Origin of the sequence: Streptomyces turgidiscabies Car8, assembly GCF_000331005.1 — a bacterium.
GTDB lineage: Bacteria > Actinomycetota > Actinomycetes > Streptomycetales > Streptomycetaceae > Streptomyces > Streptomyces turgidiscabies.
Genome location: NZ_AEJB01000231.1, coordinates 14,104 through 40,032, shown reverse-complemented (window position 1 = coordinate 40,032; position 25,929 = coordinate 14,104). Strand labels below are relative to the sequence as shown.

The following is a 25,929-nucleotide window of genomic DNA, read 5'->3' as shown; positions in this document are numbered from 1 at the left end:
CGTGCCCGCTCATTGCCCGCTCATCCCCCGGCGGCGGCGCCGAACCACCTGGACAGCTGGCCCTGCAGCTCCCGCTGGTCCTCCCCGACCCACGCCACGTACCCGTCAGGCCGCAGCAGTGCGGCGGGCACGTCGAGTTCGACCAGTTCCTCGCCGGTGTCGACGACATGGTCGACCCGGTCCGCCCAGCCGGTCACCGAGAGGCGGCCCGCAGGGTCGAGGAGCAGGCCCCGGCCGGCGCGCGTCCGCTCGTAGAGGCGTCCCTGTTTCAGCGTCACGTCCCGCATGCGCCGGCCGAGGAGGTCGTGGCCCTCGCCGAAGTCGTAGCGGATGCCGATCCCGACGAGCTTCTCGATCAGGTGCCGCTTCACGTCCTCGAAGTCCATCAACTCCGACAGCAGTCGACGTACGGACCGCGGACCCGGCTCGGAGGCCATCAGCAGCGTCTGCGCGCGGGTGCTGTCCAATACGTCGGCGGCCACCTCGTGCCGTTCGGTGTGGTAGCTGTCCAGCAGCCCCTCCGGTGCCCAGCCGTTGATCTCGGCGGCCAGTTTCCAGCCGAGGTTGAACGCGTCCTGGATGCCGAGGTTCAGCCCCTGTCCGCCGACCGGCGGATGGATGTGCGCCGCGTCGCCGGCCAGCAGTACGCGGCCGGTGCGGTAGCGCTCGGCCAGCCGGGTGCCGTCGCCGAAGCGGGAGATCCAGTGCGCGGAGTGCACACCGAAGTCGGTACCGGCGTACGCCCGCAGCTGCCGCTTGACCTCGTCGAGGGTCGGCGGGACCGAGCGGTCCTCGGTCACCCCGTCGGCGGGCACGACCACGCGGTACATCCCCTCGCCGCCCATGGGCCCGAGGCCGAACCACTTCTCCGTCCTGCGGACCTCGGCCACCACGGCGGCCACCGTCTCCTGCGGTACGCCCACCTTCATCTCCCCCAACAGCGCCTCCTGGCGGGTGGGTTCGCCCGGGAAACCGACGCCGAGGAGCTTGCGTACGGTGCTGCGGCCGCCGTCGCAGCCGACCAGGAAGCGCGAGCGCAGCCGGGTGCCGTCGGCCAGCTCGGCGGTCACCCCGTCCTCGTCCTGGCTGAGCCCGACCAGCTCGCGGGAACGCCGGATCTCGACGCCGACCTCGACGGCGTGCTCGTACAGCAGCCGGTCGGTGACGGTCTGCGGGATACCGAGTACGTAGGGATGCGCGGTGTCCAGCCGGTCGGGCGCGGGCTTCTCGATCGCGGCGAAGAATCCACCGCCGACCGGATACTGCTTGCCGTGGGCGAGGAACCGCTCCAGCAGGCCCCGCTGGTCCATCACCTCGATGCTGCGTACGTGCATACCGAGCGAGCGGACGACCGGCGTCGGCTCGGCGTCCCTCTCCAGCACGACCACGCGTACGCCGTGCAGCCGCAGCTCGGCGGCCAGCATCAGGCCGGTGGGTCCGGCGCCGGCCACGATCACGTCCGCCTGGAAACCCTGGAAACCCATGTCCACCTTGGAATCCGTGTCCATCATGAACCCCCATTTCGGCAGCCCTCGATCACCGCGATGCCCGCGATCCCCGCCATTTCCGCAGGTCCGGGCCGCCTCGGCCGACGATTCTGCGGCACGACGGGGGTCTTGCCGCAAGCCCCCCACTGCGCTATAGCTTGATAGTGGCAAGGAGTGCTGGACGACCTCCTTGCCTTTTCGTTCGGCTTTTCCTCTTCGGGACCGGCTCCGTACCCCGGTGGTACGGTCGCGGAATGGACCCGCAGGAGCTCGCCAACCTCGCGCATCTGCGTCGGGCCCGGGATCTCATCGACCGGGAGTACGCGCGTCCGCTCGACGTCCCGACGATGGCCAGGCACGCGCTGATGTCACCGGCACACTTCTCACGGCGGTTCCGCGCGGCCTACGGCGAGACGCCGTACAGCTACCTCATGACCCGCCGGATCGAACGCGCGATGACGCTGCTCCGCGCCGGTATGAGCGTGACCGACGCGTGCATGACCGTCGGCTGTACCTCGCTGGGTTCGTTCAGCTCACGGTTCACCGAGATCGTCGGTCAGACGCCGAGCGCGTACCGCGGGCGCGAGCACGAGGCCGTCACGGCGATGCCCGCCTGCGTGGCGAAGGTGCAGACCCGGCCGAGCCGGAACGGGCCGGGTACGGAGGCGTCGAGCACCGGCGCCGCGACCACCGGCACACCGGCCGGGGACACCGGGAACGTACCGAGCAGGATTCGAGAAGCGGGCCGCACGGCCGCCGCCTAGCGTTGTCGGCATGGACATCGCACTGCACTACTGCCACATCACCGTCAACGACCCCGACGAGGCGCTCGCCTTCTACCGCGACGCACTCGGCTTCGAGGTCCGCAACGACGTCGCATCCGGCGAACACCGCTGGGTCACCCTCGGCAGCCCCGCGCAGCCGGACCTCGAAATCGTCCTCTCCGAACCGCACGCGGGCCGTTCCGCGGCCGACGGCGACGCCCTTCAGGAACTGCTCACCAAGGGCGTCATGCCGATGTTCGTCTTCCGCACCGACGATCTCGATGGCATGTTCGAGAAGGTACGGGCCTCGGGCGCCGAGGTTCTCCAGGAGCCGATGGACCAGCCGTGGGGCCCGCGCGACTGCGCGTTCCGCGACCCCTCGGGCAACCTGGTACGGATCTCGCAGAAGCCGAAGGGCTGACCAGGCCTTCGGGAGCAGCCCGCGTCAGCCCCTGGAAGACCCGCCCCAACAGACGGAACAGCGGTACGGAACAGCGGTACGGACCGTACAGCCGGAACAGATGGAGACGGAGACCCGATGAGCAGGACCCCGAGGTCGGACTCGCAGCCGCCCGCCGAGCCCCACGGTGCCGACACCCACGATCTGATCCGTGTGCACGGCGCGCGCGAGAACAATCTCAAGGACGTCAGCATCGAGCTGCCGAAGCGTCGGCTGACGGTGTTCACCGGCGTCTCCGGTTCGGGCAAGAGTTCGCTGGTGTTCGACACGATCGCGGCGGAGTCGCAGCGGCTGATCAACGAGACGTACAGCGCGTTCGTCCAGGGGTTCATGCCGACGCTGGCGCGGCCGGAGGTCGACGTACTCGAGGGGCTGACGACGGCGATCATCGTCGACCAGCAGCGGCTCGGTGCCGACCCGCGCTCCACGGTCGGCACCGCCACCGACGCGAACGCGATGCTGCGCATCCTGTTCAGCCGGCTGGGGAAGCCGCACATCGGGCCGCCGAGCGCGTACTCCTTCAACACGGCCTCGGTCCGGGCGAGCGGCGGGATCACCGTCGAACGCGGCGCCGAGAAGACGAAGACCGTCAAGGCGACCTTCAACCGCACCGGCGGTATGTGCACGCGCTGCGAGGGCCGGGGCGCCGTCTCCGACATCGACCTCACCCAGCTCTACGACGACTCCAGGTCGATCGCCGAGGGCGCGTTCACCATCCCCGGCTGGAAGTCGGACAGCCAGTGGACCGTGCAGCTCTACGCCCAGTCGGGCTTCCTCGACCCGAACAAGCCGATCCGCGACTTCACCAAGAAGGAGATGCGGGACTTCCTCTACGGCGAGCCGACGAAGATCAAGGTCAACGGCGTCAACCTCACCTACGAGGGCCTGATCCCCAAGATCCAGAAGTCGTTCCTCTCCAAGGACAAGGAGGCACTGCAGCCGCACATCCGGGCGTTCGTGGAGCGGGCGGTCGCCTTCGCCACCTGCCCCGACTGCGAGGGCACCCGGCTGAGTGAGGGCGCCCGGTCGTCGAAGATCGGCAAGATCAGCATCGGTGACGCCTGCGCGATGGAGATCCGGGACCTGGCCGAGTGGGTCCGCGGGCTGACGGACTCCTCGGTGGCGCCGCTGCTCACCGCGCTCCAGCACACCCTCGACTCGTTCGTGGAGATCGGGCTCGGCTATCTCGCGCTCGACCGCGCCTCGGGCACCCTGTCGGGCGGCGAGGCGCAGCGCGTCAAGATGATCCGCCACCTCGGTTCGGCCCTCACCGACATCACGTACGTGTTCGACGAGCCGACGATCGGCCTGCACCCGCATGACATCCAGCGCATGAACAACCTGCTGCTGCGGCTGCGCGACAAGGGCAACACGGTGCTGGTCGTGGAGCACAAGCCCGAGGTGATCGCGATCGCCGACCACGTCGTCGACCTGGGTCCCGGTGCCGGTACGGCGGGCGGCACCGTCTGTTTCGAGGGCACGGTGGAGGGGCTGCGAACCGGCGGCACGGTCACCGGCCGCCACTTCGACGACCGGGCCACCCTCAAGGCGCCCGAGACGGTACGCAAGCCCACCGGCACCCTGCCGATCCGCGGCGCGACGAAGCACAACCTCCAGGGCGTCGACGTGGACATCCCGCTCGGGGTGCTGTGTGTCGTGACCGGGGTCGCCGGGTCCGGCAAGAGCTCGCTCATCCACGGGTCGCTGGTCGAGACGCGGGGTGCCGTCGACGGGGGTGTGGTCGCGGTCGACCAGACGCCGATCCGCGGCTCCCGGCGGAGCAACCCGGCGACGTACACCGGGCTGCTCGACCCGATCCGTACGGCGTTCGCCAAGGCCAACGGGGTTAAGCCGGCGCTGTTCAGCGCCAACTCCGAGGGCGCCTGCCCCACCTGCAACGGCGCCGGGGTCATCTACACCGACCTGGCGATGATGGCGGGGGTGGCGACGACCTGCGAGGACTGCGAAGGCAAGCGGTTCCAGGCGGCGGTCCTCGAATACCGTCTCGGCGGGCGGGACATCAGCGAGGTGCTGGCCATGTCGGTGACGGAGGCGGAGGAGTTCTTCGGCGCGGGCGACGCCCGTACGCCGGCCGCGCACCGCGTCCTCGACCGGCTCGCGGACGTCGGCCTCGGCTACCTCAGCCTCGGCCAGCCCCTCACCACCCTGTCGGGCGGCGAACGCCAACGCCTCAAGCTGGCCACGCACATGGGCGACAAGGGCGGCGTCTACGTCCTCGACGAACCGACCACCGGCCTCCACCTCGCCGACGTCGAACACCTGCTCAGCCTGCTCGACCGGCTCGTCGACTCGGGCAAGTCGGTCATCGTCGTCGAGCACCACCAGGCGGTCATGGCCCACGCCGACTGGATCATCGATCTGGGCCCCGGCGCGGGCCACGACGGGGGCCGCATCGTCTTCGAGGGGACTCCGGCGGACCTGGTGGCGGCCCGGAACACGCTCACGGGGGAGCATCTGGCGGGGTACGTGGGGGCCTGATCCGGGGGCCCAGGACGTCTAACTGTCCTTGTAGATCACGGCAGTTACCGTCCTACTCGGCTGGAGCTGGAGCCACTCCTCGACGATCCCGAAGTCCGCCTCCCGGAGGGCATGTCGGGGGTCGACCCGGTGCAACAGGGCGCGGCCCGGGTGATGTTCGGCCACCCAGCGCCGGTCGGCATCGCTGACCTCGTCATCGAGCCAGACGAAGGCCCGCCCGGCCGCCCACTCGACGAGCGGGCGGGTCTTCCAGTGCACGCCGGGCGGGCCAGGCGGGCCAGGCGTGTCGTCGGCGTCCGGCTCCGGCCAGTTCACCACCGGGAGAGCGGGCAGGCCCAGCCACGGGGAGACGCACTCGTTCGCCTCGCCCGTCCAGGTCGTGGCCCACACCAACTCGCAGGCCAGCGCGGCCAGTCGGGGCCCGAGGGTGGGATCGATCCGGGGCAGCAAGGGGTTGGTCTCGGTCGCCGGGAGTCGCAGGCGCCCGACCGGCCGGTACGTCGGATAGCCGGCCGGATACTGCTCCCGTGTGCCGCCGAACGGGATGAGCGGCCCGTCGACGTCCAGGAAGAGAAGCGGGCGCCCTGCGGTCCCCGGCTCCGACGGTCCGTGAGTCACCGCCCCTAACGCCTCTTCGGCCGGTCCACAGCCCACCACTCCCCCCTTCAAAACGGCAACGCCCGCTCATGCACGACCTCCAGCCGTGACACCGCCCGGGTCAGCACCACGTACAGCCGGTGCAGTCCCCGGCCTGTCGTGCCCTCGGCTTCCACGATCGCCGCCGGTTCGATCACGACCACGTGGTCCCACTCCAGGCCCTTCACCGCCTTCGCCGGCAACACCGCGACCCTTCCCCCGCTCAGCGTCACTCCCGCCGCACCCAGCGCCTCCCGTACCCCGGCCACCTCGCCCTCCGCCGCCACGACCCCCACCGAGCCTTCCCCGGCCAGCGCCCGGCGTACCGCGGCCAGCACCTCCCCGGCGATGTCGGCCGTCTCCACCACCCTCAACTCCCCGTCGCCGCGCAGAGATCGGGCGGGTGGTACCGGTACGTCCAGGTGGGCCAGGAGCCGGTTGGCGAAGGCGACCACCGTGCGCGGGACCCGGAATCCGACGGTCAGCGGGATCACCGTGGCGTCGGGTTTGCCCAGGTGGGCGAGGAGGGGTTCCCATGCCCGTGCCGCCCACGGTGTGGTGCCCTGTGCCAGATCGCCCAGGACCGTCAGCGAGCCGTACGGCACCCGGCGTGCGATCGCCCTGCACTCCATCGGGGAGAGGTCCTGCGCCTCGTCGATCACGACATGACCGTATCCCTCGGGGTGCTCGATGAGGCCGGCGACCTCGTCGAGGAGGACCAGGTCGGCGGCCGACCAGCGTGCCGACTTCCACGACCTCGGCGGGCGCGCCCAGTGCACCGCCCGCTGTTCCTCCTCACCCAGGAGCCCCTCGGCGGCACGCGCCAACGCCCCCTCGTCCGCCAGGAGTTCGGCCACCACCTCCGCCGGACGCACCCTCGGCCACACCGCCTCCACGTACGCCCCGATCGGCCGCGCCCGCTCGACGCGCCGCACCCAGGCACCCGTCTGCGGCCCCGCCCGCCGTTCCGCCTCCCGCTGGACGCGGTTCACGATCCGGGTCCGTACGCGCTCGCGCCCCACGGCGTACGGCGGTTCCTCGGCCCGTACGCCCGCCACGATCCGCGCCAGTTCGGCCGCCGGGATCCGCCAGCGGTACGAATCATCCTTCACCTCAAGGGAGTTGGCGCGGCCCATGACCTCCTCGGTCGCCACGCGTGCGTACAGTGCCCGGCGCAGCACCTCCGCCATCCGCGCGTCGTGTTTCACGACGGCGGCCTGTTCGTCGTCCTCGGCGCGCACCGGATGGCCCGCGATCTCGTCCGTGACCGTCGACTGCCGGACGCCCGTCTCACCGAGAGCGGGCAACACCTCCGAGATGTACGAGAGGAACGTGCGGTTGGGTCCGAGGATCAACAGGCCGCCGCGCTGGACGCGCCCGGGGTAGGTGTAGAGGAGGTAGGCGGCCCGGTGCAGCCCGACGGCGGTCTTGCCGGTGCCGGGGGCGCCCTGTACGCACACGGAGACGCCGAGGCCCGCCCGTACGAGGTCGTCCTGTTCGGGCTGGATCGTCGCGGCGATGTCCCGCATGGGTCCGACCCGGGGGCGCGCGATCTCCCGCGCGACCAGACCGTCCGCGCCGCCCGCCAACTCCACTTCGCCTGGGCCGACTTCCGCCGCGCCCGCTTCCACCGCACCCTCGTCCAGATGCTCGTCCTCCAGGCCGGTGAGGTCGGCGGAGTCGCCCGTACTGCCGGGTGCCCAGCCGAACCGGCGGCGTACGGCCACGCCCTGCGGGTCGCGGGCGCTCGCCTGGTAGAAGGCCCGGGAGACGGGGGCACGCCAGTCCACGACGAGCGGCGGGCGCGTCGGGTGCTCGCTGATGCGCAGGCGCCCGACATGGTAGTTCGCGCCGCTGTGATCGCCGCCCCGGTCGCCACCGGCGAAGTCCAACCGGCCGAAGAACAGGGGCCCTTCGGGCAGTTCGCCCAGTTCCTTCGCCTTGCTGCGCAGCTGGTACCCGAGCACCTCCGCGTCCGCCCCGGAGGCGGAGACGTCCGCGCCGGTGACGACGTGTTCCCGGGCACCGTCGATCATCGCGGCGAGGGCGGCACGGCAGATGTCGTGATGGGCACGTTCGCGGCGCAGGGAGTCGTGGAGCGGCGAGTCGGGTGGCGTCATTCCAGCCAGCCTACCGAAATAACGTAACCGGGTTACATATTTTACCCGGTCGCGTTGCTCACATCCGACACCGCTGCCGAGCGGAGCCACGGCAGCACCGCCTCCAGCTGCCCGAAGGCCTCCTCCGCCGCGGCGACCGCGTCACCCCGCACCGCCTCCACCGCCTCCCCCGCCGCGATCCGCCGCCAGTTCTCCTGCGCGAGAATCCGCTGTACGGCGACGATCTGGCCGGCGGCGAGCCGGGCCGCCAGGGTGTCGCCGAGGGTGGCGGCGAGTACGGCCTCGGACCTCTGCTGGTACTCGTACGCCCGTGCGACCAGCGACGGGGTGCCGTAGAGCAGCCGGTGGAAGGCAAGCACCGCCGGGGCGCCGTTGAGACCGGTGACCGGGTCCTCGCGGCTCAGCCCGTCGAGAAAGTGCCTACGGAGTGCGTCGACCGGCGACGCACCGGGCTCGGCCGCCCGCACCACCCGGGCCGCCTCGTCCTCGTGGTCCGCGAAGCGGTGCAGGACGAGGTCCTCCTTGGCCGGGAAGTACCGGAACAGCGTCGGCTTGGAGATCCCGGCCGCCGCGGCGACCTCCGCGACGGAGACCGCGTCGAAGCCCTTCGCGAGGAAGAGCCCGATCGCGACGTCGGACACGTTCTGGTATGTCTGCTGCTTCTTGAGCTCGCGCAGCCCGGTTCCTGCCATGGGAGCGAGGGTACGCACCACCGCGCCCGCACCGGAAACGTGCGGGCGCGGGCGCCACCAGGGCCTGGCCCAGCCGTGGCCTAGCCGGGCAACGCGCGCCGCAGATAAGGGTTCGCCATCGGCCCGGTCCCCAGGTTGAGCCCGGTCAGCGCGGCGTCCAGGGTCTGTCTGATCGACGCCACCGCCCGGTCGACGTTGGGCGCCTCCAGGTCGGTGCGGGTGACCAGGCGGTCCAGGTCGACGTACGCCGAGCGGACGGCCTCCAGGCGTTCGTAGGTGAGCCGGTCGCGCCGCCAGTCCCGGGTGTAGTGCACCGGCAGGCTCCGCTCCCAGCGGGTCAGCATGCGGTGCCGCACGACCGGCCGGGACCGGGTGAGGTGGTGGTGGCGGATCAGGTCGTACAGCGGATCCCCCACCATCGCCAGCTCCCAGTCGACCAGGGCCAGAGCGAACCTTTCCTCGTTCAGGCGTACGAGGTTCCAGGGATGCAGATCGCCGTGCAGGAGGGTCGGGGTGCGCGGGGTGACCTGGTAGCGGGACAGGATGCGGCGAAGGCGTCCGGGGCCGGGCAGGCCGTACTCCTCGGCGAGGTGGCGCGACCTCTCCGGCAGCGACTCGACCATGCGTACGAGTCGATCCGTCATCCGCTCGTAGAAGCCCCAGGCGGTGGCCATCGGGTCGAGGCCGAGGTAGTCGACGCTGGTGAGTGCGCACAGCTGGTCGACCAGGTCGTCGGCCTCGTTCGGCCTGAGGCCGTCCACCGGGTGCTCGGGCGGTGCACCGCCGTCGCCCTGACCGACGTACGTGTGCACCGCGAAGGCAGTCCCCCGGTCACCGTCCTCGCCCAGGGCCAGCAGCCGCGGCACCGCCACACCGGTCGTCGCGCGCTCGATCTGCCGGAGCACCAGGTGCTCGGGCAGCACGCCCTGTTCACGCCGGGGACAGCGGCCCTCGATCTGCCGGTCCTCGATCCGCCGGCGCACGACGACCGGGGTGAGCCGGCCCGGCACCCGCACCACGGAGTTGACGTACGCGGTGCCCCTGCGCACGGCGCGCGCCGGCACCGAACGCTCGGCGAGGAGCGCGTCACCGACCTGGGCGTCGCTGAAGTCGTCCCGGTAGGGGTGGCCCCGACCCGGCCGCCAGTCGACGGACTCCGTCGCGCGGCCGCCACCGATCTCCTCACCGGGCGCGAAGAGCGTCCACCGGAGCAGTACGGCGGCGATTTCCTCCGGGTCCGGAACGTCCCTCATGGCGAGCGGCCCGGCGGCGACCGTCAGGGCCCGGTGCACCTGCCGCACGGCGTCCGTGAGGTGCTGCCGGTCGGGCGACTGCCGCAGGTCGCGCGCCGCGCGGATCACGTCGGGGTACACGGACTGGGCCCGCTCGAAGGCGAGGTAGTGGGGCAGGTCCTCGTGCAACCCACGTACCGACTCGGGGCTCGTCCGCAGCATCATCTCCTCCCAGGTGTCGATCACCTCCTTCTCCTGCCACTCGGGGTAGCGCGAGCGGATCAGGTGGACGGCGAGATCGTGCAACGGATCGCCGTACGTGGCGAGTTCCCAGTCGACGACGAGCACCAGGGGGTCGCCGGCGAACGGGATGACCACGTTGCCGCGGTGCAGATCGGCGTGCAGCAGGCTGTACGGCCGGGAGGTCATGTCGGGCAGCCGGGCGGCCAGCGTCGTCAGACCGTCCTCGGGGACACCCAGCGCCCGGAACAGGAGGCCGTACTCCGGCATGTTGTGCTGCCGGACGTCCCGGTCGGTGAGACCGGCGAGGTGCTTCAGGAAGGCCCGACTGTCGCCGTCCTGCGGCCAGTTGGCGGGCAGGCGGGGCAGGGCGTCGCGGGGGACCAGCGCCAGCCGCGCCAGTACGCCGGCCATCGCCGCGATCCACTCCGCGTCGACGGCGGAGCCGTCATGGGAGAACGCGGACAGCGGCTCGCCCGGCACGAAGGTGTACAGCTCGGACTGCCCCCAGTCCTCCATCAGGCATGTCGGCGCACCCCGCACGAAGTCTCTGATGGCGACGAGGATCGCGGCCTCCTCGCACGGCCAGGTCTTGACCGTCACGCTCGGCACGTCGAGCCTGGGTATCCGGACCATGACCTCCGTCCCCTCCGCGAGGGGGACGAGCCGGGCCATTTCCGGGTTGAGAGGGAGAACGAAGTTCGCATTGTGTTGCCCGTTGTACAGCGTCCCGGTGTTACGGGCCAGTTCCACGAACTGGCGGTACACGGTGGGCTGCCGGGCTGAATGTGCGCCCAATGGAAGTCCTGTGCTCAGCGCTTCGAACGAGGGGCCACTGACGATAGACCACTCGTGAGCACCATGATGCCGAAGTCACTCGAACGAGCTCAGGAGAAGGGGATTTCCCTTTTCCGCCCACCACGTTCCCAGTGCCAGCGCACAAGCGCTTTCATGACATCCCGAATAGTCGGTACGTCCGCGAGCCCCAGGGGTTCCGCCGCACCGAGCAGAGCCTTGTTCACTTTCGAGGCCTCGCGATAGAGCTGCGCCCAGTTGAACCTCTTACCGGATACCAGAATCTGGGTGGCCCGGATGGAATCCGTGAACACGGATTGCGCCCGTTTGAAGTCCATGATTTTCGGGAGGTCCCGTTCCCAGTTTTTCGCGCTGCCCGGCCTGATGTCCTCGGCGAGTGAACTCCAGCGCTCGGCCAGGGAGTTCTGCTGCGCCTCCGGATACCGCATCAGGTACAGATGGGTCGCCAGGTCGTAGAGCGGGTCGCCGAACATCGCCAGCTCCCAGTCGATGGTCCAGAGCCGGCCGTCGGGGTCCAGGACGAGGTTTTCCCTGTGGAGGTCGGCATGGAGCAGGCAGAACGGGCGTTCGGTCAGGTCAGAAACGTTCTTTCTGAGCTTTTTGAAGGAGTCCGCGTCGACACCGAGCGCATGGAAGAGGGACGCGAAATCCTTCAGGTTGTCCCGGTAGACACGCTCCTCGGCGAAGGCGACGAGCCGTTCCAGGAATTCCGAACTGTCGGGGTCCACGGCCCGGTCCTCGGGCTCGCACCGGCGTTTCGTGCCGAGCGTCTCCGCCGTGATGGCGAGCAACTGCCCGAAGAGTACGAGGATCTGGTCCACCAGCTCGTCCGGAACCTTCTGGCCCGAGCGATGGCGCGCGCCCAGCGTGCGGCCCTCGATGAACCGCTGGAGCCGCATGTCCCCGGCCGTGATGAGCTCGGGAATCTGGCGGACGCGCCCCTGGAGGTCCGCCAGCAGCTGTTCCTCCGAGACGAAGCAACGCCGGTCGAACCAGAGCAGGTTGCTGCGCGGCTCGCGCACCTTGCCGCGCAGTCGGCGGCCGTCCGCGGCCACCCCGGGAAGCGGGATCACGTGCGTCACATGGTGGTAGCCCTGGAGCGTCTCCTCGACCACACGCACATCACCGTCGGCCGGTTCGGTGGCACCCGTGCGGCCCGCGACGGCGGCTCGCTCCGGAGCCGGAGACACTCGTTCGGCTGACATCGCCCGCTCTCTTGCCTGAGGACCCGTGAGGACCTGGGATGACCCGGTTCGCCCCACCGGAACCCCTGGGGCCCGTTCATGGCGCCCCTCGTGCCCCACACCCACGGTTGTGCACCACTGAACCCGCAGCGCCCACAGCCGTGGTGGAGGAGTGATGCACGGTACTCCTCCGTGATTCAGCATGTTGCCAGAAGCGATTCTCCCGACCGCACCGGGCGATTGAGCGCCAGGTGCGCGCCCGCCGTACCTTCCGACGAACGAGGAGACTCATGAGTGGCGCCCCCGGTGACCCCCGCGCCCAGGACCCGCACCGGCTGCGTGCCCTGCTGCGCGACACGCACGCGGTACTGATCGACTTCGACGGCCCGGTCTGTGACCTGTTCGGCGGAGCCTCCACCGCGCACATCGCCGCCGAGGTCAAGGCGCGGGCGGCCCGGGTGTGGCCGCGAACCGGACTGGACGCTGACGTCCGGGACTGCGACGACTCGCACGGCGTCCTCCTGCGGCTCGCCGCGATGGCGGACCGGCACGCACCCGCGCTCGACGGTCCGCTCGACTGGGCGGACGAGATCGTCGAGAAGTACGAGTACACCGCGGTGCGTTCAGCCGCGGAGACAGCCGCCGCCGGCCTTCTCGTCAGAACGCTGCACGCCTTCGAAAAGCCCCTGGCGATCGTGAGCAACAATGCGGAAGGCCCCGTAAGGGAACACCTGGAACGCGTCGGCCTGCTGAGGCATTTCACAGCGGTCTGCGGCCGCGATCCACACGATCCCCGGCTGATGAAACCCCATCCGGATTCGATCCTGCGGGCGTTACGACTGCTCGGTGATCCGAAGCCCGCGCAAACCCTGCTGATCGGCGATCAGTTGACGGATCTGGCCGCCGCCGAAAAAGCGGGAATACGCTTTCTCGGATTCACACCGCACGACGACCGGGCCCGTGAAATGCTGCGCCGGGGAGCCGATTTCGTGGTCGCCTCACACACGCCGGTCATCAGCGCGATGGAACAGCTCGCGGGCGATCAGTCCGTCGCGAGGTATTTCCAGACCGAGTCGAACCATGACTGCATACTTTCCACGAACACCGATCCCGGGGATTCGGGACCACCGGAATCGGTACGGCCGGAATCAGGGCCGCCGGATTCCGGGTTTCCGGAATCCGGATTGCCGGAATCCGGACCCGCCTCGCCACGCACGTAGTGCATGAGGGTGGCTCCGATACCGATGACGTCGATCGCCGCAAGGGGTTTCGTCTCGTCCTCCAGCACGATGGGACGCTCGGTCACCTCGTACATTCCGTGCAGCGCGTCAGTGCCGTTGAGCAGATAGAGCTTGAACACCGGGGCGATCGGTACCCGCCGGATCTCCACCTCGACGTTCTCCACCAGCCCTTCCGCCCGCAGCATGCCCAGCACGTGCCGCAGCGAGGTCGCGTGCCGGTTGGTGATGGCCCGGAGCCGGTCCACGGGGCGGGTGTCGGCCGTGTCGCCCACGGCCCGGGGATACGGCAGCGGCAGATCGTCGGTGGGCAGCAGCATGCGCAGGGTGATGCTCCGCGGGGCGGCGATCTCCCTGGTCCTGATCCGTTCCGCCTGGAGCCAGATGTGGCCCTGGAGGGACTCGGACGTCAACGTGAAGACGTCCAGGGTGACTTGGGGCTTCGTGAACGCCTCGCGTATGTGCGGGGCCAGCGTCGTACGACCGGGCCGCGCCATCCGTACCGCGCCCACCGGTTGCGCGCCGCCCGGTTGCGCACCGCCCGCCCGCCCGGGCTCCGGCACGGCGATCACCCGGGAGCCACTGCCCTGCCGGGAATCGATCAGCCCCTCCCTGGTGAGCTCGCGCAGCACCCGCTGGACGGTGTCGCGCGACACCCCGAACTCCTGGGCGAGTTCACGCTGCGGAGGCAGCAGGGATCCCAGTGCGTAGACCGCGGGTTCCCCGTCGATGACGGACATACGGCCGAGGAGTTCGGCGAGGATCCGCTCGAACTCCCTGCCGCCGCCCTCGGTGGCACGCTGACTGTCCTGTTGCTCACCCACACATCGACCGTACCTCTTCCAGACCGCCGCCACACCAATTTGCGTCAACCAACCAAGCTGTTGACCAGGGAAGTTAAGGGATCTCCACACCCGGGAAGACCAATCCCGAAGGCAACCAGTCCAATTGGACGGCAAGTTGCGTGATTGACCGCTGCGGAAGGTGCGGGTGGGGGACATGCTTCTTCTTCAAGTGCTCTGGGCGTTATGCCAGTTCTTGCTGAGCACGCTGGCACAACTACGGCTCGGGCTCACCGGCCTGATCCTGCTGAGCGCGATATTCGTCGGAATCAGGGCGCGCCACAACGGCCTGGCCGTCGGCGCGGCCGTGGTGTTCACCCTGCTGATGACTCAGGCCTGACCTCGGAGGACCCTCAGCAGGGGTTCCAGCGAGCCCACCACCGTCCCGGCACCCGCGTCCCGCAGCAGCTTCTCCTTGTGCCCGTTACGCGCGTAGCCGAGGAACGGAACACCCGCCTCCTTCGCGGCGAGGTAGTCCGAGGGAGTGTCGCCGATCATGAGGGCGGACGACGGCGCCGCCCCCATCGCGTTCAGCGCGCGGTTGAGACAGTGCGGGTGGGGCTTCAGGTAGCGGAGTTCCTGTGTGCGGCCGTAGACGTGCGGGGCGAAGCACGAGGTGAGTCCGCGGCCGGCCAGATATTCGCGGACGACGAGCGGGGAGTTGTTCGTGGCGACCGCGAGCCGGGAGCCCACCGCCGTCCAGGTACGGATCAACGGGTCCGCGTACGGAGTGGGCATCGCCAGGGACGCGGCCCGGAGTTCCTCCTGGGTGAGACGTTTCTCCAACTCGTCCACCAGGTCGCTCCCGGGGTGCCTGCGGTCGACGGCGCGGAGCACGACGTGCGGATCCAGGGACTCGCGCTCCGTCTCCGTCAGCAGACCGTGCAGGCCCCGCCCTTCGAGCCACTCGACGAGTTCGACCGCCACCACTTCCGCCGAATGGCCCGCGAACAGACGGCAGACGGGTCCGTCGAAGTCCCAGAGCACGAAGCGTGCACGAGCGATCACTTCCCGCAGGTTCTCGGTCACGGAATCGTCCTTGGCGGTCGCCTGTCGGGGCTGTGTCGCATGGGTCTGTGTCGCATCAGAGGTCACTAGGAGAGTGTCAGGTCCGTCGTGATGGTTTCCCAGAGGGCGTCGAACCACTTCTGGGATTGCTCGACGAACGCCGTGTCCCGTTCGCCCGCGCCCTTGCCGAACGGGAAGAGCAGGGACTCGGCGCCCAGGGCGTCGTACATGTCCAGCGTCCCGCTCTCCATCGGCTCCTCGCGGCGGGCGATCATGTAGTACGCGATCAGCGCCTCCGTCCCGTTGAGCAGGTACAGCTTCACCGGCGGGGTGAACGGCAGTGCCCGGAACGTCACGTGTACGTCGATGCCGTGCGACGAGCGCAGGGCCAGCAGGTTGTGCCGGAGCACATGGCCCTGGGCGTTGCGCTGGGCCAGCCAGCGCTGGTGGACGGAGTCGTCCTCGGTGCGGCCCTCGACAGGCACCGGGAAGGCCAGCGCGATGTCCCGGGACGGCAGCAGGACGCGTACGTCGATCGACTTCGGGCGGATGCGGCCCTCGTGGATCAGCCGGACCGATTCCCCGACGGCCAGCATCAGGCTCTCCGCGGTCAGGCAGGCGGCGTCGACCCGGACGTGCGGGGCCGAGAACGCCTCCGTCAGTCGCGGCGCCAGCCCGACCATCGTCGGCTGGGGGCCCTCCCGGGGCGGGAGCGCCTCGGCGACGCGCGGCGGGCTGCCCTTGCCGCCGTTGGTGAGCAGTTGCTCGGCGTGCAGGATGCGCAGCGCCTCGCGTACGGCACCGCGCTCGACGCCGAACTCCTCGGCCAGGTCCGCCTGGGTGGGCAGGCGGTCGCCGGGGCGCAGATCGCCGGTGCGGATGCGGTCACGCAGGGCGGTTGCGATCTCCTGGGGCGACTGTCTTCTGCTGCCGTTCACTGTCCCGTTCTCCTGAGTCACGACCAAACGCTACAACTCCAACCCATCTTTGGGGAGTTGTTCGAAAGTTGTTTATGAGTAGTGCCCAAGTGGGGACAACTTAATCAGAGTTGGTTACCAACTTGGTGAAGTTGGCAGAAGTTCCGCCTCCTGTCTGCCATCTCTGCGACACCGCTCCGGACACGCCCTGAAGGAGGAACCACCATGCCCGCCATCGCTCTCCTCGCCGCCGTCTTCATCACCGGCTTCCAGCAGTTCGTCAGCTGGCAGTACGGGACCTCCGGCGTCGTCGGTCTGACGCTGCTCACCATCGGCATCAAGGCCAGAAACCCGACCATCAGCTCCATCGGAGCCGTCGTGCTCGCCCTGCTGGTCACGGGGCCCGCCCTGTGACAGTGCCAGAGCCGGATTCAGAGTCAGCGGTCGTGGGAGACCTCAGTCCGTGAGCACCAGCTCCGAACTGATCGTCTCCCACAGTGCGTCGAACCACAGGTGTGACTGCTCCACGAACGTCGTGTCGCGCAGGCCGGCGCCACGCTCGAACGCGAACAGCATCGACCGGACGCCCTCGGCGTCGTACATCTCCACCTGCTCGTGGTCGATCTCCGCCTCGCGCCGCTTCAGCGTGTAGTACGCGAAGAGCGCCTCCGCCCCGTTGAGCAGGTACAGCTTCACCGGTGGCGTGAACGGCAGGGCCCGGAAGGAGACGCGCACGTCGACACCGTGCGTGCCGCGCAGGGCCAGCAGGTTGTGCCGGAGCACCTGCCCCTGGGCGTTGCGGTGGGTCAGCCAGCGGCGCTGCAGCCGACCGGTGGCCGATGCCCCGGCCGGGGAACCGTCCGCCAGCTCCACCGGCGCCGGGAACGCGAGGTCGATGTCCCGGCTCGGCAGCAGCACCCGGACGTCGATCCTGGCCGGATTCAGCCGTCCGGCGTGGATCTGGCGCAGCGGTTCCCCGATGGCGAGGGTGAGCGAGACGGACGTCAGACAGAGGGCGTCGATCTTCACGTGCGGTACCGCGAAGGCCTCGGCGATCCGGGGCGCGAGGGCGACGGTGGTAGGCAGCGGCAGGGCGGCGGGGCCGGTCGGCGCCGGTCCGGGAGTGGTCGCGACCGTCGCCGGACTCCCCTTGCTGACGTTGGTCAGCAACCGCTCCGTGTGCAGGATGCGCAGCGCCTCCCGTACGGCACCGCGCTCGACGCCGAACTCCTGGGCGAGCCTGGCCTGGGTGGGCATGCGCTGACCCGGCCGCAGCTCACCGGACCTGATCCGGGTGCGCAGGGCGTTGGCCACGTCACGGTGTGACGTCTGAGGCTCCACAACCAAACACTACAACTTCTTGCCATCTTTGTGCAGTTCAAGTGAAGGTGGTTATGAGACGCCCCCAAGTGGAGATAAGTACAGTGAAGTTGGTGACCAACTTCTACAACATGGTGAAACCTTCCACAGGTTGGCGACCGAACTCTCTTCCGGAGGGGAGCCTGGAGCTCGGCAGCCGACACGACCCGAAATGAGGTCGGATCAGAGGTCGGACCGGAATCAGAGGTCGGATCAGAAGATGTCCGGGCACCACGGCCGCCTGGACGTACGCAGCAGGGCGTCGGCCACACGGGCGGCGCCCGCTCGTTCCTCCCGCACCCTGCCCAGCGCCGCCAGCCGCACGGCCGACTCGTCACCGAGCCACAGCGCCGCCAACTCCCGTACATCCAGGATGAGTTCAGCGGCATCGCGAACACCGGGCGTGCACGAGCCGACGCCCTCCGACGACACCTCAAGCCGGTACCGCCCCCCGGCGAAGCCGGCCTCGTCGACGACCTCAAGCACGAGGCCTCGGCCGCCCGTACCCCCCTCGTGACCGTCGTACGGACGCGCCTCCAGGGCCCGTACGACATCCAGGAGCCGCACCCACAGCCAGTCCGCGTGCGTGGTGAGCCTGGCCGCCCGCGGGTCCGGCAGGAAGAACGGGAGCAGGTCGTCCGGGGCACGCCAGCCGGTCTTGACCTTCGTGATCCAGTCGATCGAGCAGAGGTACTGCCACAGGGCGCGCTCGGCGTCCGGCGTCGTGGCGATCAGCCAGTTGACGTCGGCGGTGTCGTGCGGCTGCTTGGCTTCCCACTTGTCGTCGGACTCGTACGAGACAAGCCCGTCGACCTCCCCGTCCGCCGAACGGTAGACGGCGTAGAAGGGCTCGTCCCAGGACGCCCCGTACCGCACGACCCCGGTGTTGACCTGCCACCAGCGCTCGTCCCGGCTGACCGCACCCGGCTGCTGCCGGGCGAGCCGCGCGTGCAGTTCGGGCCCCAGCTTCCGTACGTCCGCCGCGTCGACGAGGTCGATACGGCCGCCGTCCGCCGGGCCCGCCCAGCGGGGGTCGAGGCCGGTGCGCGGGACGTCGATCGTCCACTCGGAGGTCGAGGTGGCGGGCCCGAAGCCGTACCGTCCGTAGATCGGGTACTCGGCGGCGATCAGCGTGGCGACGACGTCCCCGCGCTCCTTCGCGGCGGCGAGGTCGCGCGCCATCATGCGGGTGAGGATGCCCCGGCGGCGGTGGGTGGGCGACACGGTCACGTTCGAGATGGCGTCGGCGGGGACGGTCGCACCGCCGCCGACGCTCAGTTCCTGCGGGAACGAACGGAACGTCGCCACGCATCGTTCGCCGTCATAGGCGCCGAGGGACCGCCCCGGCCGGAACGCCCCGCGGTTCGCCTCCAGCCCCACGTCGGTGACCTCGGGCGACCGGAGGAACCCGGTCTGCAGGGCCCTGGTCCACTCCCGGAGTCCGTCCTCGTTGACGGCACGTATGTCGATGTCGGCACGGGGGGTCATGGAGTCAGGCTAGGGGGAGGGCGGACGAGGTGTCGCGCGAATATCCGTCGCCCGGCACCCGGCCTGACCCCGAAGGCGCCGGAAGCGGTGCTCCAGATCTTCCGTACAACGTTTCGCGTCGGCGTGAGTCTGACAACGCGACGTGAGTGGACGGCCGTTCCTGACGACAGCCGCGGCACACTGCCGAACCACTCCGAGGGGAAGAACGTATGGAGGCGGGACGCTTGAGACGCACGATTCCGGAGGCGGCGCCAAGACGCGGGCGGCCGAAGACCGGGGCCGTCTCGGCCGCGGCGGCCCTGGCCGTGGTGGCCGGGCTCCTGCAGTTCACCTCGGCACCGGCCGTCGCGGCGGGCGCCGGGGACATGCCGTCCGTCACGCTGCCCGGCGCACACCGGGAGGCACCGCGCCGGGCGTACATGGTCGCCGCCGACGACTCCGGGTATCTGTCCGTGCCGAACGGGAACTCGGTGAGGTGGATCGGTCGCGACGGCTCGGCCAGGGTGACGAACTATGACTCCGAGAGGGTCTACAACGGCGGCCTGGGGCTGGAGAAGATCCCGCAGACCCCGCCGACGAGGAACGTGTACGAGATCCGGCGCTACGCCACCGGCAAGGTGACGCGCTTCACCCTGGCGGCCGGCGACCGGAGCACCGGGGTCTTCGCCGAGAACCGTCTGCTGGTCTCCCGCAAGGTCGCCGGGAAGTGGACACTCCACCTGCTGGAGGTGCCGGCGAGCGGCGGACAGCCGGTCGACCGGACGGTGACCGGCGTCGCGGACGACTTCAACCCGCCGTCCCCGCTGTCCTCCGGAGCGACGTCGGACGAGCGGGGAGGCATGTTCGAGTACACGACGGACGACGGCAAATACACGCGGTACACCGTGCTGCTCGACTTCGCCACCGCCTCGTTGACATATGTGCCGAGAGCCGGCTCCTACTTCTCGCAGGTCCCCCGCCTGGCGGGCGACAAGGTGAACTTCTACGCCTACGACGAAGTCGCCCGGACTTTCCGCCTCTACGTCGTCGACCGTGAGCATCCCGAGGTCCCCGGACGCCTGCTCGATGTTCAGCAGGACCAGGCCGGGGACGCCCGCACGATAGGCGACTGGGTGGTGTACCACGGAGGAGCCAAGGACGGGATCCTCGCCGTGCCGATCACCGGTGGCCCGGCGCGGACCCTGCTGGCCGCTTCGTACGGCGGCTTCGTCGACGCCGGGGACGGCAGTTTCCTCGTCGCGGGCGGTACGGACGCTGAGCACTGGGCGGTCCAGCACCTCACCCTGGGCAGCGACGGGGCCCCCGTCGTCAAACCGATGTCACCGCTGCCCCCGGTCTCGGTGTACGAGGCCGGCGGCGTCGCGGTCGACCAGGGACGGGTACTGCTGGGCACCGAGCGCAAGGACGGGTTCCAGCCCTATCTCAGCACCGATCTCACCGCCACCGCGCTCACCCTGTCGGCCGGCGGAACGCTGACCGCCGCCCCGCCGCAGAACCTGGGCGACCTCGGGTACGACGAGTCCAGCCCCACGTACCACGTCAACTGCTACGACGAATGCCTGCGGTTCACCGGCACGGGCGAGGGCACTGTCCCCCACCCGGAAGAGTGGCTCTCGGGGATCGTGGCGGCTTCCGGCCCGTACACGGTGACCCAGGAGTCGGTCAACGACAAGTACGTGAGCAAGGGGAAGGAAGTGCTGGCCAGCGGTACCTGGCCGGCCGCCACCCTGTGGGGTGACACCCTGTGGACGGCCGCGAAGGACTCGCGGGGCAAGCCCGTGTTCGACAGGTTCTCCCTGCCGTCCATGCGGAAGCTGGGCAGCCTGCCGTCGACCGGCTCCTGCCTCCCGTCCGATCTGCAGGTGGTGGGCCGGTACGTCTACTGGTCCTGCGGTCCGGACAAGCAGGCGGTCGTCTACGACCAGGTCAAGCGGACGACGCAGAACGTACCGAAGGGCTACGCGCGACTTGCCGACGGCTACCTGGTCTCCCAGGACGACAAGGCCGGCAAGCTGCTGATCACCTACCTGAAGGGCGCTGTCCCGGCCGCCAGGGTCGGCACGAAGGAGCTCGCCCCGCTGCCGTCCCCGCTGTACGCCCCGGCCGACCGGCGCGGCCGGTTCTGGAACGTGGACCGGTTCGGCGGTCCCGTCGCCTACCTCACCGCGTCCGGTGACGTGACGGTGAAATGGCCCAAGGTGACCGCCTCCCCGCTCGCGGCGACCGCCGCCACCGTCCCGACCTCCATCGACCTGCGCCAGGGTGGCACGTTCGACGGCGTCTGGCACCTGAGCCAGCCGGTCGCGACCTGGAAGCTGACCGTCACCACAACCGCCGGCGCCGTCGTACGGACCTTCACCGGCGGTCGCGCACACGGAAAGATCGCCGTGACCTGGGACAGGCGCGCCGAGAACGGCACGCAGGTCCGCGCCGGTACCTACAGGGTGACCCTGACCGCCCGGACCGCGAACGGCACGCCCAGGAACGCGGTGATCTACGACAAGCCGTTGACGGTACGGCCGGTGGACCGCCACGACTTCGGCCGGGACGGCATCGGCGACCTGCTCGCCTTCGACGGCGGGGACCATCTGACGATCCAGCCCGGCACCGGGAGCGGCACCTTCGACAGCGCGAACAAGGTGGTGGACGACAGCTGGTACCGCTGGTCGGCCTTCGTGCCCTTCGGTGATCCGAGCGGCGACGCGTGCAACGGCGTCCTCGTCCGGGACCTCGCCGGTCAGCTGGACCGCTACGACGGCACCTGCGGCAAGGCGTTCACCCTGAACGGCCCGCACCACGCCGTCGGCACCGGTTTCAACCAGTACGACGTGCTGACCTCACCCGGCGACCTCACCGGTGACGGCCTCGCCGACCTGGTCGCCCGCGACAAGGCCGGCGTGCTGTGGCGGTACTCCTCCGACGGCGACGGCGGCCTGACCGAGCGGGTCGAGCTGGTCGGGGGTCTGGGCGGCTACACCCGCCTGATCGGCGCGGGCGACCTGAACCGTGACGGCATCGGCGACATGGTCGGCCTGGACAGCGCGGGCGCCCTGTGGCGCTGGCTCGGCGACGGCAAGGGCGGCTTCGGTCCCCGGGCCCGTATCGCCGGCGGGATCAGCGTGAAGGCGCTGGCCGTACCCGGCGACCTGACCGGCGACGGCCGCCCCGACCTCGTCGGCCTGGACAGCGCGGGCGCCCTGTGGCGCTGGAACGGCACGGCGACCGCGACCTTCGGCACGAAGACCCGCGTCGCCACCGGCTGGACCGGCTACAAGAACCTGTACTGAGCCGGCCGGCCTCCCTCCCCGCACAGCGTCATCGGGCCCGGCCGCGACTCCCCGCGGCCGGGCCTGATCATGCGGTCGGTTCAAGGTCCGGGGCGGCGGGGCGGCGGGGCGGCTGAGCCGAACAGTCCGCGCCGGACGGGCCGCAGACCAGGTCCGGGCCCTCAGATCAGCAGGTCCTCCACCTGGGCCTCGCCCTCGCGGTACCGCCGGGCGATCTCCCCGCTGCAGTCGTCCGCCGTCCGCTGCAGCCCCTGGCGCCGCTGGGAGACCTGCTGCTCGTACCCGACGAGCCTGCCCATCGCCGCCGTCAGCTCCGGGTCCGTCCGCGCGTCCAGGTCCGACAGCTCCACCTCGGCGAGCATCTCCGCCGCGAGCTGCCCGTACTCCTCGCTGTGCGGCGTCCCCAGCGTCACGTGCCGCGCCGACGACCGGTGCCGGGCCGGGGCGTCCGTCAGGATCTCCGACAGCCGCTCGACGACCGACCCCTCCCCCACCGCGATCACCGACGTGGGCCCGCGCCGCGCCAGTTCCGCCCGCAGGATGTCGATGCGCCCCTGCAGCAGCCGCCGTACGTAACTGAGGTCGGCCTCGTCGCGCTGGGCGTCCCGGCGCAGGGCGCGCAGCTCGGACAGCCGCAGCACGGTGAGGTCGTGGCCGGGCGGAGCGGGGGCCAGCAGCGAACTGATCGACGTGACCGGAGCGGCTGGTGTGACCGCGACGGCCGGACCTGCGTTGCGCTGCGCGGGCGGCCGGGCGGCCGTATGAGGCCGCCCGGTACTCGGTGTGCTCATGTGCCTCTACCGTCCCCTCGACAGGCGAATGGGAGCATCGTGCCACCCCAAGTGGCCGCTATGTGACCGAGTGCCCCCGAACGGCCCCAGATAGGGGCTTAAGGATCAAAAAGAATCCCTCCAACGGCACGGCATGATGGGCGTATGCGTGCAGTGGTGCAGAGAGTGGACGGCGCGAGCGTCGTCGTGGACGGTGAAGTGACCGGCGAGATCACGGGCGAGGGCCTGTGCGTCCTCGTCGGGGTCACACACGAGGACACCAAGGAGAAGGCGGCCCAACTGGCCCGCAAACTCTGGTCGGTTCGCATGCTGGCGGACGAGAGGTCGTGCTCCGACATCGACGCCCCGCTGCTCGTCATCAGCCAGTTCACCCTGTACGGCGACGCCCGCAAGGGCCGCCGCCCCACCTGGAACGCGGCAGCCCCGGGCGACGTCGCCGAACCCCTCGTCGACGAGGTGGTCGCCCAACTCCGGGCCCTGGGCGCGACGGTGGCGACGGGCCGCTTCGGCGCCCAGATGAGGGTGACCCTGACGAACGACGGCCCGTTCACCGTGCTCCTGGAGATGTGAACGGGAATCCGGGCCAACTACGGCTCGACCACGACCTCCTGTGCGGCGGCGGTCGTGTCGGCGACCAGCCGCGCGTCCACCGCCACGTTCCGCTTCACCAGGGCGAGCGCGACCGGCCCCAGCTCGTGGTGCCGTACGGACGTCGTGATGAACCCGATCTTGCGCCCGTCGGGCCCGTCGTCCGCGAGCCGCAGTTCCGTGCCGGCCGGCGGAAGATGGACCTCGCTGCCGTCCAGGTGCAGGAAGACGAGCCGGCGCGGCGGCTTCCCCAGGTTCTGGACCCGGGCGACCGTCTCCTGGCCCCGGTAGCAGCCCTTCTGCAAGTGCACCGCCGTGCCGATCCAGCCCAGCTCGTGCGGGATGGTCCGGTGGTCGGTCTCGAAGCCGAGCCGCGGCCGGTGCTGCTCGACCCGCAGCGCCTCGTACGCCAGCAGCCCCGCCGCCGGCCCGGCCTTCTCGGCGTACGCCTCCAGGTCGCCCCGGGGAAGGAACAGATCACGCCCGTACGCCGTCTCCCGTACGGCGACCCCGGCCGGTACCTCCGCGATCGCGCCCGCGGGCAGATGAACGACCGCGAACTCGTCCGTCCGGTCGGCGACCTCGACCCGGTAGAAGAACTTCATCGACTCCAGGTAGGCGATCAGCGCCTCCTGCGTTCCCGGCTCCACATGGGCCCAGGTGGTCGTACCGTCGTCGACCAGATACAGCGCGTGCTCGATGTGGCCGTGCGCGGACAGGATCAGCGCCTCGGTGGCCTGGCCGACGGGCAGGTCGCTGACGTGCTGGGTGAGCAGCAGGTGCAGCCAGCTCAGCCGGTCGTCGCCGGTGACGGTGAGTACGCCGCGGTGGGAGAGGTCGACGAAGCCGACGCCCTCGGCGAGCGCACGCTGCTCGCGGAACAGTTCGCCGTAGTGGCCGGCGACACCTTCGTCCACCCCCTCGGCGGAAACGGCGCCGGGCAGGGACAGCAGAGGGCTCTTCATGGGCACAAGCCTACGACGAGGCTTACGACTCGGTAGTTGAAGCCTTGAGTGACTTGCTGCCCTTGGCCGAGCAGTCCTTGCAGCGGCCGAAGATCGCGAAGTGCTTCATGTCGGTCTCGAAGCCGAAGTCCTCGCGCAGCTTGGCGGTGAAGTCGGCGGCGACGGCGACATCCGTCTCGATCACGTTGTCGCAGTCGCGGCAGACGAGATGGATGTGGTGGTGCCGGTCGGCGAGATGGTAGGTGGGCGCGCCGTGCCCGAGGTGGGCGTGGCTGACGAGGCTCAGCTCCTCCAGCAGCTCCAGCGTCCGGTAGACCGTGGAGATGTTGACGCCCGACGCCGTCTTCCGTACTTCCACGAGGATGTCGTCGGGTGTCGCGTGCTCGAGGGTGTCCACGGCTTCGAGGACAAGCTGGCGCTGCGGGGTCAGCCGGTAACCGCGCTGCCGCAGATCACTTTTCCAGTCGGTGCTCACCACACCGCCCAGTCTAGGTCTACTTGAAGAAGGCGATCCCGTCGTCCGGCATGTCGTCCGGCAGGGCCTTCGCCCAGCGTTCGACGTCGTCCGGGGTGACGACCTTCTTCAGGTGCGCCGACATGTACGGGCGCAGCTCGACGTCCGGGGTCTGCTTCTCGCCGACCCACATGAGGTCGCTGTGCACGTACCCGTAGAGCCGCTTGCCGCCGGTGTACGGCCCCGAGGCCGCCGTCCGTGCCACGGCGTCGGTCACGATGTCGATCTGCGGCTTCTTGGCGGCCAGCTCGCCGTACCAGACCTCGACGACACCGTCCTGGCGGACCATGACGACCTCGACCTTGCGGTCGGCGTCGATGCGCCAGTAGCCGGACTCGGACTCCAGGGGCCTGACCTTGTTGCCGTCGGTGTCCAGCACCCACGAGTGGGAGTGGTACTCCAGGAAGTCACGTCCGTCGTGCGTGAAGGTGACCTCCTGCCCGAAGTTGCACTTCTCGTCGCCGGGGAAGTCGTAAACCCCCGCGCCGGCCCACTCGCCGAGCAGGAAGACGAGAGGCACAAGGTCCTTGTGCAGGTCGGACGGGATCTCGATCATGAGCGACGGTTCCTGTGATTCCTGGTGCGATTCCTGGAGACGGTGGTCAGCGCTGGCCCTGGTACAGCTTCTTGACCGTCAGACCGGCGAAGGCGAGAACGCCGACGGCGACCAGAACAAGCAGGGCTTCGAAGAATGCCTCAAGCACGGGGTGCTCCTCGGACGATCGGTTGTGTGCACACGAGCCGGGCCCCAGCTTACGCGGCCGGGGCCCGGCTCTCTCGGCCAGGTCTGCGCCCGGCGCCC

At 69.9% G+C, this 25,929-nt stretch carries 22 protein-coding genes and 1 pseudogene; 8 read left to right on the top strand and 15 right to left on the bottom strand.

What is annotated here, in order from left to right:
- Nucleotides 1-20 precede the first annotated feature (20 nt).
- Nucleotides 21-1,511 (bottom strand): rifampin monooxygenase, encoded by a 1,491-nt coding sequence (rox, locus tag STRTUCAR8_RS15635; RefSeq protein ID WP_006376748.1) that lies wholly within the window; start codon nt 1,509-1,511, stop codon nt 21-23.
- Between the two features lie 230 nt (nt 1,512-1,741).
- Here rox and STRTUCAR8_RS15630 point away from each other — a divergent pair, with 230 nt between their 5' ends.
- The 3 genes from STRTUCAR8_RS15630 to STRTUCAR8_RS15620 all read left to right on the top strand — a co-directional run bounded on the left by STRTUCAR8_RS15630 (nt 1,742) and on the right by STRTUCAR8_RS15620 (nt 5,210).
- On the top strand, nt 1,742-2,251 hold the full coding sequence (locus tag STRTUCAR8_RS15630) for a helix-turn-helix transcriptional regulator (protein WP_006376706.1): 510 nt from the start codon (nt 1,742-1,744) through the stop codon (nt 2,249-2,251).
- 10 nt (nt 2,252-2,261) lie between these two features.
- Nucleotides 2,262-2,672, top strand: coding sequence for a VOC family protein (locus tag STRTUCAR8_RS15625; protein WP_006376710.1), 411 nt, complete (start codon nt 2,262-2,264; stop codon nt 2,670-2,672).
- Between the two features lie 117 nt (nt 2,673-2,789).
- Nucleotides 2,790-5,210, top strand: a complete 2,421-nt coding sequence (locus STRTUCAR8_RS15620) for an ATP-binding cassette domain-containing protein (RefSeq protein WP_006376738.1) — start codon at nt 2,790-2,792, stop codon at nt 5,208-5,210.
- Nucleotides 5,211-5,228: 18 nt separating this feature from the next.
- Here STRTUCAR8_RS15620 and STRTUCAR8_RS15615 read toward each other — a convergent pair whose 3' ends face one another.
- The 5 genes from STRTUCAR8_RS15615 to STRTUCAR8_RS15595 form a co-directional block, all read right to left on the bottom strand.
- Entirely contained in the window at nt 5,229-5,828 is a 600-nt protein-coding gene (locus STRTUCAR8_RS15615) for an HAD domain-containing protein (protein ID WP_006376759.1), read from the bottom strand.
- A 47-nt stretch (nt 5,829-5,875) separates the two neighbouring features.
- A complete protein-coding gene (locus STRTUCAR8_RS15610; RefSeq protein WP_006376712.1) occupies nt 5,876-7,966 on the bottom strand; it encodes a HelD family protein in 2,091 nt (696 codons plus the stop codon).
- Nucleotides 7,967-8,007: 41 nt separating this feature from the next.
- Entirely contained in the window at nt 8,008-8,658 is a 651-nt protein-coding gene (locus STRTUCAR8_RS15605; protein WP_044472271.1) for a TetR family transcriptional regulator, read from the bottom strand.
- Between the two features lie 80 nt (nt 8,659-8,738).
- Nucleotides 8,739-10,928: an aminoglycoside phosphotransferase family protein gene (locus tag STRTUCAR8_RS15600; protein ID WP_234372654.1), complete on the bottom strand. Its 2,190-nt coding sequence runs from the start codon at nt 10,926-10,928 to the stop codon at nt 8,739-8,741.
- 89 nt (nt 10,929-11,017) lie between these two features.
- Complete coding sequence (locus tag STRTUCAR8_RS15595; protein ID WP_006376740.1) at nt 11,018-12,151, bottom strand: phosphotransferase; 1,134 nt, start codon at nt 12,149-12,151, stop codon at nt 11,018-11,020.
- 269 nt (nt 12,152-12,420) lie between these two features.
- Between STRTUCAR8_RS15595 and STRTUCAR8_RS55360 the strand changes: the two are divergent.
- A pseudogene (locus STRTUCAR8_RS55360) lies at nt 12,421-13,056 on the top strand (HAD family hydrolase); the annotation flags it as partial.
- A gap of 116 nt (nt 13,057-13,172) precedes the next feature.
- On the opposite strand, the gene STRTUCAR8_RS15585 reads toward STRTUCAR8_RS55360, so the two are convergent.
- Nucleotides 13,173-14,192 carry a GntR family transcriptional regulator gene (locus tag STRTUCAR8_RS15585; protein ID WP_006376755.1) on the bottom strand — a complete coding sequence of 340 codons (1,020 nt, stop codon included), beginning with the start codon at nt 14,190-14,192 and terminating at the stop codon, nt 13,173-13,175.
- A 175-nt stretch (nt 14,193-14,367) separates the two neighbouring features.
- Between STRTUCAR8_RS15585 and STRTUCAR8_RS15580 the strand changes: the two genes are divergently transcribed.
- Nucleotides 14,368-14,550 (top strand): hypothetical protein, encoded by a 183-nt coding sequence (locus STRTUCAR8_RS15580; RefSeq protein ID WP_006376707.1) that lies wholly within the window; start codon nt 14,368-14,370, stop codon nt 14,548-14,550.
- Here STRTUCAR8_RS15580 and STRTUCAR8_RS15575 read toward each other — a convergent pair.
- Nucleotides 14,541-15,356, bottom strand: a complete 816-nt coding sequence (locus STRTUCAR8_RS15575; RefSeq protein ID WP_078507210.1) for an HAD family hydrolase — start codon at nt 15,354-15,356, stop codon at nt 14,541-14,543. The two genes, STRTUCAR8_RS15580 and STRTUCAR8_RS15575, sit on opposite strands and share 10 nt — an antisense overlap.
- Entirely contained in the window at nt 15,305-16,183 is an 879-nt protein-coding gene (locus STRTUCAR8_RS15570) for a GntR family transcriptional regulator (RefSeq protein WP_078507209.1), read from the bottom strand. Before STRTUCAR8_RS15570 ends, STRTUCAR8_RS15575 begins: the two co-directional genes overlap by 52 nt.
- A gap of 177 nt (nt 16,184-16,360) precedes the next feature.
- Here STRTUCAR8_RS15570 and STRTUCAR8_RS15565 point away from each other — a divergent pair, with 177 nt between their 5' ends.
- Nucleotides 16,361-16,549, top strand: a complete 189-nt coding sequence (locus STRTUCAR8_RS15565) for a hypothetical protein (protein WP_006376758.1) — start codon at nt 16,361-16,363, stop codon at nt 16,547-16,549.
- 42 nt (nt 16,550-16,591) lie between these two features.
- On the opposite strand, the gene STRTUCAR8_RS15560 is transcribed toward STRTUCAR8_RS15565, so the two are convergent.
- Together STRTUCAR8_RS15560 and STRTUCAR8_RS15555 are read right to left on the bottom strand one after the other, a co-directional pair.
- Complete coding sequence (locus STRTUCAR8_RS15560; protein WP_006376730.1) at nt 16,592-17,476, bottom strand: winged helix-turn-helix domain-containing protein; 885 nt, start codon at nt 17,474-17,476, stop codon at nt 16,592-16,594.
- A gap of 231 nt (nt 17,477-17,707) precedes the next feature.
- Nucleotides 17,708-18,982, bottom strand: a complete 1,275-nt coding sequence (locus STRTUCAR8_RS15555) for a GNAT family N-acetyltransferase (protein ID WP_006376753.1) — start codon at nt 18,980-18,982, stop codon at nt 17,708-17,710.
- A gap of 224 nt (nt 18,983-19,206) precedes the next feature.
- Between STRTUCAR8_RS15555 and STRTUCAR8_RS15550 the strand changes: the two genes are divergently transcribed.
- Nucleotides 19,207-22,269: an FG-GAP-like repeat-containing protein gene (locus STRTUCAR8_RS15550; RefSeq protein ID WP_158697405.1), complete on the top strand. Its 3,063-nt coding sequence runs from the start codon at nt 19,207-19,209 to the stop codon at nt 22,267-22,269.
- A 161-nt stretch (nt 22,270-22,430) separates the two neighbouring features.
- Here the strand turns inward: STRTUCAR8_RS15550 and STRTUCAR8_RS15545 are convergent, their stop codons facing one another.
- Nucleotides 22,431-23,060: an RsiG family protein gene (locus STRTUCAR8_RS15545; protein ID WP_006376752.1), complete on the bottom strand. Its 630-nt coding sequence runs from the start codon at nt 23,058-23,060 to the stop codon at nt 22,431-22,433.
- A gap of 144 nt (nt 23,061-23,204) precedes the next feature.
- On the opposite strand from STRTUCAR8_RS15545, the gene dtd reads away from it, so the two are divergent.
- The gene (dtd, locus tag STRTUCAR8_RS15540) at nt 23,205-23,630 is read left to right on the top strand and encodes a D-aminoacyl-tRNA deacylase (RefSeq protein ID WP_006376737.1); all 426 of its coding nucleotides are present in this window, start codon (nt 23,205-23,207) and stop codon (nt 23,628-23,630) included.
- Between the two features lie 17 nt (nt 23,631-23,647).
- Here dtd and ygfZ read toward each other — a convergent pair whose 3' ends face one another.
- From ygfZ to STRTUCAR8_RS15525, 3 genes are read right to left on the bottom strand one after another with little or no spacing between them, the layout of a single operon-like run.
- Entirely contained in the window at nt 23,648-24,613 is a 966-nt protein-coding gene (gene ygfZ / locus STRTUCAR8_RS15535; protein ID WP_006376760.1) for a CAF17-like 4Fe-4S cluster assembly/insertion protein YgfZ, read from the bottom strand.
- Between the two features lie 22 nt (nt 24,614-24,635).
- Nucleotides 24,636-25,091 (bottom strand): Fur family transcriptional regulator, encoded by a 456-nt coding sequence (locus tag STRTUCAR8_RS15530; protein WP_044472264.1) that lies wholly within the window; start codon nt 25,089-25,091, stop codon nt 24,636-24,638.
- Between the two features lie 16 nt (nt 25,092-25,107).
- Nucleotides 25,108-25,683, bottom strand: a complete 576-nt coding sequence (locus STRTUCAR8_RS15525; protein WP_006376709.1) for a heme-binding beta-barrel domain-containing protein — start codon at nt 25,681-25,683, stop codon at nt 25,108-25,110.
- Nucleotides 25,684-25,929: the final 246 nt, after the last annotated feature.

What these genes read in the sequence shown, in the direction of transcription:
- rox (WP_006376748.1), bottom strand. Translation starts at nt 1,511, where the DNA reads ATGATGGACACGGATTCCAAGGTGGACATGGGTTTCCAGGGTTTCCAG.
- STRTUCAR8_RS15630 (WP_006376706.1), top strand. Translation starts at nt 1,742, where the DNA reads ATGGACCCGCAGGAGCTCGCCAACCTCGCGCATCTGCGTCGGGCCCGG.
- STRTUCAR8_RS15625 (WP_006376710.1), top strand. Translation starts at nt 2,262, where the DNA reads ATGGACATCGCACTGCACTACTGCCACATCACCGTCAACGACCCCGAC.
- STRTUCAR8_RS15620 (WP_006376738.1), top strand. Translation starts at nt 2,790, where the DNA reads ATGAGCAGGACCCCGAGGTCGGACTCGCAGCCGCCCGCCGAGCCCCAC.
- STRTUCAR8_RS15610 (WP_006376712.1), bottom strand. Translation starts at nt 7,966, where the DNA reads ATGACGCCACCCGACTCGCCGCTCCACGACTCCCTGCGCCGCGAACGT.
- STRTUCAR8_RS15605 (WP_044472271.1), bottom strand. Translation starts at nt 8,658, where the DNA reads ATGGCAGGAACCGGGCTGCGCGAGCTCAAGAAGCAGCAGACATACCAG.
- STRTUCAR8_RS15595 (WP_006376740.1), bottom strand. Translation starts at nt 12,151, where the DNA reads ATGTCAGCCGAACGAGTGTCTCCGGCTCCGGAGCGAGCCGCCGTCGCG.
- STRTUCAR8_RS15580 (WP_006376707.1), top strand. Translation starts at nt 14,368, where the DNA reads ATGCTTCTTCTTCAAGTGCTCTGGGCGTTATGCCAGTTCTTGCTGAGC.
- STRTUCAR8_RS15565 (WP_006376758.1), top strand. Translation starts at nt 16,361, where the DNA reads ATGCCCGCCATCGCTCTCCTCGCCGCCGTCTTCATCACCGGCTTCCAG.
- STRTUCAR8_RS15555 (WP_006376753.1), bottom strand. Translation starts at nt 18,982, where the DNA reads ATGACCCCCCGTGCCGACATCGACATACGTGCCGTCAACGAGGACGGA.
- STRTUCAR8_RS15545 (WP_006376752.1), bottom strand. Translation starts at nt 23,060, where the DNA reads ATGAGCACACCGAGTACCGGGCGGCCTCATACGGCCGCCCGGCCGCCC.
- dtd (WP_006376737.1), top strand. Translation starts at nt 23,205, where the DNA reads ATGCGTGCAGTGGTGCAGAGAGTGGACGGCGCGAGCGTCGTCGTGGAC.
- ygfZ (WP_006376760.1), bottom strand. Translation starts at nt 24,613, where the DNA reads ATGAAGAGCCCTCTGCTGTCCCTGCCCGGCGCCGTTTCCGCCGAGGGG.
- STRTUCAR8_RS15525 (WP_006376709.1), bottom strand. Translation starts at nt 25,683, where the DNA reads ATGATCGAGATCCCGTCCGACCTGCACAAGGACCTTGTGCCTCTCGTC.